This is a genomic window from Alkalibacillus flavidus (assembly GCF_040545925.1).
GTDB lineage: Bacteria > Bacillota > Bacilli > Bacillales > Alkalibacillaceae > Alkalibacillus > Alkalibacillus flavidus.
Map to the genome: position 1 here is coordinate 91,148 of NZ_JBEPMX010000010.1, position 6,480 is coordinate 97,627.

Genomic DNA, 6,480 nt, shown 5'->3' on the forward strand with positions numbered 1-6,480 from the left:
ATCGGGAAAATAAATTAAGGATATAACGAATGGGGGATCTACAATGAATTTACATATCGATGATCATCTAGAACAAGAGTTAGGTGTATTAAAACTATCTGGTGAAATCGATGCATACACTGCTCCACAACTGAAAGACAAGCTACTCAATCTCGTAGAAGAAAAACCAAAAGTCGAAGTCGATCTACTTAAAGTCAGTTACATGGACAGTACAGGATTAGGTGTTTTTATTAGTGCCCTAAAATTATCCAAAGAAAAAGATCACGAATTTAAACTAATTAATTTGCAAGAAAATGTTTATCGCTTGTTTAATATTACAGGGTTAAATGAAGTGATCACGATTGAAAATACAATTGAGGGTGAAATGTCATGAAGGAAGCATTTGATTTTGTCGAAATGAAATTACCTGCGAAGTCCGAGTTTGTTGGTGTGTTAAGACTGACGATTTCCGGTCTTGCCAATCGCATGGGCTTTTCTTATGAAGAAATTGAAGATTTAAAAGTTGCGACGTCAGAAGCGATTACTAATGCGGTTAATCACGCGTATTATGACGAAGATTCAGGTGAGGTTACAATTGGATTTGGTTTGTACGAAGACCGTTTAGAAGTGATGGTCGCTGATCGTGGTGGTAGTTTTGACCTTAAAGAAGTACGCGAGCAAATTGGACCTTATGATGATGGCGAATCTGTCGAAGAAATGCGCGAGGGAGGTTTCGGTCTTTTCTTAATTGATGCCCTAATGGACAAAGTCGAAATTAACAATAATCATGGTGTTATTGTCATCATGACCAAGTTTTTGTATGAAAATGAGGTGGGGCAAAGTGACGACCAAATCTCAACAACACAATAGTGAAGAAGATATTTATGCACTTATTACCTATTTACACGACAATCCAGACGACGAACGAGTACAAGAACGCATTATCTATCAATACGAAAACTTGGTCCATTCTTTAGCTAAGAAGTATTCTAAAAATAGTGAGATTCATGAAGACTTAGTTCAAGTTGGGATGCTTGGTTTAATGGCTGCCATTAGACGTTATGATGGTTCTTATGGTAAGTCGTTTGAATCGTTTGCTGTTCCAACTATTATAGGTGAGATTAAGCGTTTTATTCGTGATAAAACGTGGAGTGTTCATGTCCCGAGACGCATTAAAGAATTAGGTCCGAAAATCAAATCAGCGGTCGAAGAGTTGACGACAGATCACCAAGAGTCGCCGTCAGTTAAAGAGATTGCTGATTATTTAGATGCAAGCGAAGAAGAAGTGCTTGAAACGATGGAAATGAGCAAAAGCTATAACGCTCTATCAACAGACCGACAAATTGAAGCCGATGCAGATGGTAGTACGGTGACGATTTTAGACCTTGTCGGGCAGCAAGAAGAAGGTTATGAGCAAATTGATCATAAAATGTTAATTGAAAAAATTATGCCATTACTAAATGATCGAGAACAAGAAATTTTACAGTGCACTTATTTTGAAAATTTAAGTCAAAAAGAAACAGGTGAACGATTAGGGTTATCGCAAATGCATGTATCCCGCTTACAACGTCGTGCTTTACGAAAATTAAGAGAGTCAATGAGTGAAGAGGATTTGGAGGTTTTATTTTGATTGAAAAGCAAGCTCGTATGGAGGTTGCGACATTTCAAAAACCGAAAAAAGGCAATTATCACTCAGGTGACTCTTATTTTTATATCGAAACAGAGCGAGGCTTTATTTGTGCTTTAGCAGACGGTTTAGGAAGTGGTGAAGTGGCGAAAGAATCAGCTGATGTTGTCATTGAAGTCATTAAACATCATTATAATGAACCGTTAGAATCAATCGTTTATAAAGCAAATCAAGCATTGTTCGGCCAAGAATTACGCGGTTGTGTGCTAGGTTTGCTTTATGTTGATTATGAGAATGAGACGTTTTCATATACATTGATGGGTAATATTAGCGTTATTATGGTGGATCCGAGAGGGAAGAAACAACGCAATATCCCGGTGCCTGGTTATTTATCTGGTATTAAAACGAATGTGACCGTTCATACGAAGTCGCTTGAACCAGGTGCATTATTTTTTATGTTTTCCGATGGTGTGAAAGAACGTCAATTAACCAAGGAATTTTACAACCAAAACACGATGGATTTAACCGTTGAATGGTTTACGATGCGGCAAGACGAATATATGGATGATGACACGACATTAATCGCAATGAAGTATAAAGGGTAATCTATGAAAGAGGTGGCGAGAGAGCCATCTCTTTTTTAGTTTGAAGGCCCGTATGTGCATTGGGTGATTTTTTGTTATACTTTAAAAGGATTATGATTTTAGGGAGGAAATAGTGTGACGACGATACAATCACCTTTAATCGATGCTGTAGCAAAACAAGTACAAATCGATGCAAACATTGTTCAAACAGTAGTCCAACTGTTATCAGAAAGCAATACCGTACCGTTTATTGCACGGTACCGTAAAGAACAAACAAAAGGGTTGGATGAAACAGAAATCCAAGCCATTCAAGAAACATACGATTATCAAGAACAACTCCAAACCCGAAAAGAAGAAGTCATTCGACTCATTGATGAGCAAGATAAATTAACCGATGAATTACAACGCGACATCATGCAGGCGACGAAACTCCAACGTGTGGAAGACCTCTATCGCCCGTATAAACAAAAACGTCGCACCCGCGCAACGATCGCCAAAGAAAAAGGACTCGAACCGCTTGCCTTAAAAGTTTGGGTACAGCAAGGCATCGATGTCCGCACTGAAGCGGAAGGCTTTATCTCTGAAGAACAAGAATTACCTGACGTGGAAGCGGTCGTGCAAGGTGTGAACGATATTATCGCCGAATGGGTGTCAGATGAACCGGCTTTCCGTGATGATATTCGCTCGTTTACATACCACCACGGCTTACTACAAACTGAACTGAAAAAAGACGCGTCTGATGAACAAGAAATTTATCAAATGTATTATGAGTATGAAGAACCGATTCGCAAAATTGTACCGCACCGCGTGTTAGCTGTGAATCGTGGTGAGAAAGAAAAAGTGCTTAAAGTATCCATCGAGCCACCAGCAGATAAGGTATTGGATTATCTGAAACGAGCGATTATTCGAAATCAAGATACAGAAGAGGCGCGACTCATTGATGACGCGATTCAAGATAGTTACAAACGGTTGATTCAGCCATCGATTGAACGTGATATTCGCACGTCTTTAACGGACGATGCTGAAGAGCATGCGATTGATATTTTCGCGAAAAACTTACGGAACCTATTATTGCAACCACCGTTGAAAGGGAAAACCATTCTCGGTGTCGACCCGGCTTACCGTACAGGGTGTAAGTTGTCGGTCGTGGATGATACAGGGCAAATGCAAACAGTGGATGTGATTTATCCGACTGCACCGAAAAATGATGTCGCTGGAGCGGAGAAAAAGGTGCTTCAGTTTTTAAACGACTACCCAATCGAATTGATTGCAATCGGAAACGGAACGGCATCGCGTGAGACGGAGCAGTTCATTGCGGACGTTATCCAAAAGCATGATTTAGATATTGCGTATTTAATCGTGAATGAAGCGGGGGCTAGTGTGTATTCCGCATCGAAACTAGCCCGTGAGGAATTCCCTGATTTACAAGTTGAAGAACGTTCAGCCGTTTCGATTGCCCGCCGCGTACAAGATCCGTTAAGTGAACTCGTTAAAATTGACCCGAAGTCGATAGGTGTCGGGCAATATCAACATGATGTCAGTCAGAAAAAACTAGCCAACTCACTACAATTTGTGGTTGAGACGGCCGTTAACCAAGTCGGTGTCAACGTAAATACCGCATCATCGTCTTTATTACAATATATTTCTGGTTTAAATAAAACCGTCGCGAACAATATTGTCGCTTATCGTGAAGAAAACGGACGATTCACCGACCGCAAACAAATTAAAAAGGTGCCGCGCCTCGGTAATAAAACGTACGAGCAGGCGATAGGTTTTCTTAGAATATTGGACGGTAATCAGCCGCTCGACCGAACGTCAATTCACCCTGAAAGCTATGATGCGACCAAACAATTACTTGAGAACATCGATATGACGGTGCACGCTATCGGAACAGATGACATGCGGCAAACCCTCGGTAATCAGTCACTCGATCAACTCGGGCAAGGGATAGATATAGGGCGCTTAACATTACAAGATATCGTCGAAGACTTGAAGAAACCGAACCGTGACCCGCGTGACGAATTGCCGAAGCCATTACTTAAAACAAATGTGTTATCAATGGACGATTTAGAACAAGGGATGGAACTACAAGGAACTGTTCGAAATGTCGTTGACTTCGGCGCATTCGTTGATATTGGGGTTAAGCAAGATGGTTTAGTTCACGTTTCAAAACTGTCTAACCAATTTGTGAAAAATCCTTTAGACGTTGTCGCAGTAGGGGACATTGTGACAGTGTGGATTGAGGAAGTGGATGTGAAACGACAACGGATCGCGTTGACGATGATTCCGATGACGAGCTAGATAGAAGTAGCCTACGACTTAGAGTATGTCGTAGGCTATTTTATATCTCGTACATAGTAGTACCAACATTGATTTAGTATGATGATTTGCGCTCGGTTTTTATTAGCAAATGCACGACGCAACTGACTTTCTAACCACTGAGGCACTCGCATCACCTTCTTACATCCTTTATAATATAATATGCACGTCATAGTGAATCGGTTATGGTGAAAGAAGGATAAATGTGGATCAACAAACACTTGAACAATTAACGAATGAATTATCGGAGCAGTATTTTCATAAACCCTTTTTGGATCATGTCACATTTAATCGTCGTCTGCGCACGACAGGCGGGCGTTACATCCCGGCTAAACGTGTGATAGAAATCAATCCTAAATACGTGACAGAACTTGGGGAAGACGCCTTGAAAGGTATTATTAAACATGAGTTGTGCCACTATCACTTACATATAGAAGATAAACCCTATCACCATCGAAGCGCAGAATTTAGGCGACTATTACAGGTGACAGGTGCACCACGATTTTGCGGACCACTTCCTTCAGAAGCTACGAAAAAACGTGTTATTTATCAATGTAAGGATTGTCGTGCTCAATTCGAGAGGAAAAGACGAATGGATACGAAGCGTTTTCGCTGTGGTCGTTGTGGCGGACGAATTAAAGAAATCTGACGGACAATATTGACACAGTTAATCGACGCGTGATACTTTATAAAAGTTGCTTAAGAAGCGATCAACGTATCGATCTTAAAAACATATAAAATTCTCTATAAAGTGATTGACAGGGAAAACAAGATGTTATATGATACTAAATGTCGCTGAAGAACTGAGCGTTTTCAACACGACATAGCACCTCAGAAAAGTAAATAAAAATCATAAAAAACACTTTACATTAAACAGTAAACATTTTATAATGATTTAGCGTTGAAGTTATTCGACAGTTATTGACTATTCCAGCGTAGCTCAGAGGTAGAGCAGTTGGCTGTTAACCAATTGGTCGCAGGTTCGAATCCTGCCGCTGGAGCCATGGAGAAGTACCCAAGTGGCTGAAGGGACACCCCTGCTAAGGGTGCAGGTCGCGTAAGCGGCGCGAGGGTTCAAATCCCTCCTTCTCCGCCATTTACGGCCCGTTGGTCAAGTGGTTAAGACACCGCCCTTTCACGGCGGTAACACGGGTTCGAATCCCGTACGGGTCACCATTTCATTTTTGGTCCGGTAGTTCAGTTGGTTAGAATGCCTGCCTGTCACGCAGGAGGTCGCGGGTTCGAGTCCCGTCCGGACCGCCACTATATATTGGGCCATAGCCAAGCGGTAAGGCAACGGTTTTTGGTACCGTCATGCGCTGGTTCGAATCCAGCTGGCCCAGCCATTGATTTTTCAAAATCTAATAGAAGCCATATCTCTTTTTTTATGTCTTCAACTCAATAGATTAACAATGATGGCCGAAAGCCAGAGGGTCTATTGAACTTTCTAAAGCTCATCACTCGCGGCCGTGGCGGAACGGCAGACGCGCTAGGTTGAGGGCCTAGTGGGGTTTTCCCCGTGGAGGTTCAAATCCTCTCGGCCGCACCATTCAATTTTTAAATTTTATCCTTGCAATTACTTGCGCAATTTGATATTATAGAAGTTGTCGCAATAAGCGCCCGTAGCTCAATTGGATAGAGCGTTTGACTACGGATCAAGAGGCTAGGGGTTCGACTCCTCTCGGGCGCACCATTTATAATAAATGTTACATGCGGGTGTAGTTTAATGGTAAAACCTCAGCCTTCCAAGCTGATGTTGTGGGTTCGATTCCCATCACCCGCTCCATATATGGGCCTGTAGCTCAGTCGGTTAGAGCGCACGCCTGATAAGCGTGAGGTCGGTGGTTCAAGTCCACTCAGGCCCACCATATAAGCAATCGAACCTTGAAAACTAAACAAAATAGCCTGTCGTCAATTCGGTTTTCTTCTTATTTTATGAAATGAGGAGAAAGCGGAGACGAAAAGAAACAA

7 protein-coding genes and 9 tRNA genes are annotated in these 6,480 nt (G+C 41.7%); 15 read left to right on the plus strand and 1 reads right to left on the minus strand.

The features are described from left to right. Window positions 1-43: 43 nt before the first annotated feature. The 5 genes from ABID56_RS10210 to ABID56_RS10230 all read left to right on the plus strand — a co-directional run bounded on the left by ABID56_RS10210 (window position 44) and on the right by ABID56_RS10230 (window position 4,491). Window positions 44-373 carry an STAS domain-containing protein gene (locus tag ABID56_RS10210; protein ID WP_354220859.1) on the plus strand — a complete coding sequence of 110 codons (330 nt, stop codon included), beginning with the start codon at window positions 44-46 and terminating at the stop codon, window positions 371-373. Then, window positions 370-849: an anti-sigma B factor RsbW gene (gene rsbW, locus ABID56_RS10215; RefSeq protein ID WP_354220861.1), complete on the plus strand. Its 480-nt coding sequence runs from the start codon at window positions 370-372 to the stop codon at window positions 847-849. Before ABID56_RS10210 ends, rsbW begins: the two co-directional genes overlap by 4 nt. Then, window positions 821-1,609 (plus strand): RNA polymerase sigma factor SigB, encoded by a 789-nt coding sequence (sigB, locus tag ABID56_RS10220; RefSeq protein ID WP_354220863.1) that lies wholly within the window; start codon window positions 821-823, stop codon window positions 1,607-1,609. The genes rsbW and sigB overlap by 29 nt, the downstream gene beginning before the upstream one ends. Beyond that, window positions 1,606-2,211, plus strand: coding sequence for a SpoIIE family protein phosphatase (locus ABID56_RS10225; protein WP_354220865.1), 606 nt, complete (start codon window positions 1,606-1,608; stop codon window positions 2,209-2,211). Before sigB ends, ABID56_RS10225 begins: the two co-directional genes overlap by 4 nt. Window positions 2,212-2,325: 114 nt before the next feature. Further along, window positions 2,326-4,491 (plus strand): Tex family protein, encoded by a 2,166-nt coding sequence (locus tag ABID56_RS10230; RefSeq protein ID WP_377946596.1) that lies wholly within the window; start codon window positions 2,326-2,328, stop codon window positions 4,489-4,491. Between the two features lie 35 nt (window positions 4,492-4,526). On the opposite strand, the gene cmpA is transcribed toward ABID56_RS10230, so the two are convergent. Continuing rightward, window positions 4,527-4,682 (minus strand): cortex morphogenetic protein CmpA, encoded by a 156-nt coding sequence (gene cmpA / locus ABID56_RS10235; RefSeq protein ID WP_377946597.1) that lies wholly within the window; start codon window positions 4,680-4,682, stop codon window positions 4,527-4,529. A 32-nt stretch (window positions 4,683-4,714) separates the two neighbouring features. Between cmpA and ABID56_RS10240 the strand changes: the two genes are divergently transcribed. The 10 genes from ABID56_RS10240 (at window position 4,715) to ABID56_RS10285 (ending at window position 6,377) form a co-directional block, all read left to right on the plus strand. Further along, window positions 4,715-5,158 (plus strand): SprT family protein, encoded by a 444-nt coding sequence (locus tag ABID56_RS10240; protein WP_354220867.1) that lies wholly within the window; start codon window positions 4,715-4,717, stop codon window positions 5,156-5,158. Between the two features lie 280 nt (window positions 5,159-5,438). Then, window positions 5,439-5,513, plus strand: a tRNA-Asn gene (locus ABID56_RS10245). Between the two features lies 1 nt (window position 5,514). Beyond that, window positions 5,515-5,605 (plus strand) — tRNA-Ser (locus ABID56_RS10250). A 5-nt stretch (window positions 5,606-5,610) separates the two neighbouring features. Continuing rightward, window positions 5,611-5,685, plus strand: a tRNA-Glu gene (locus tag ABID56_RS10255). A 10-nt stretch (window positions 5,686-5,695) separates the two neighbouring features. Beyond that, window positions 5,696-5,772: transfer RNA gene (locus ABID56_RS10260), tRNA-Asp, on the plus strand. Between the two features lie 8 nt (window positions 5,773-5,780). Then, a tRNA-Gln gene (locus ABID56_RS10265) sits at window positions 5,781-5,855 on the plus strand. Between the two features lie 117 nt (window positions 5,856-5,972). After that, window positions 5,973-6,058: transfer RNA gene (locus ABID56_RS10270), tRNA-Leu, on the plus strand. Window positions 6,059-6,125: 67 nt separating this feature from the next. Then, window positions 6,126-6,202, plus strand: a tRNA-Arg gene (locus ABID56_RS10275). A 19-nt stretch (window positions 6,203-6,221) separates the two neighbouring features. Next, window positions 6,222-6,295, plus strand: a tRNA-Gly gene (locus ABID56_RS10280). Window positions 6,296-6,300: 5 nt separating this feature from the next. Further along, window positions 6,301-6,377 (plus strand) — tRNA-Ile (locus tag ABID56_RS10285). Window positions 6,378-6,480 lie beyond the last annotated feature (103 nt).

Bases quoted from the DNA above. Each gene is read 5' to 3' on its own strand.
- ABID56_RS10210 (WP_354220859.1), top strand. From the start codon at position 44: ATGAATTTACATATCGATGATCATCTAGAACAAGAGTTAGGTGTATTA.
- rsbW (WP_354220861.1), top strand. From the start codon at position 370: ATGAAGGAAGCATTTGATTTTGTCGAAATGAAATTACCTGCGAAGTCC.
- cmpA (WP_377946597.1), bottom strand. From the start codon at position 4,682: ATGACGTGCATATTATATTATAAAGGATGTAAGAAGGTGATGCGAGTG.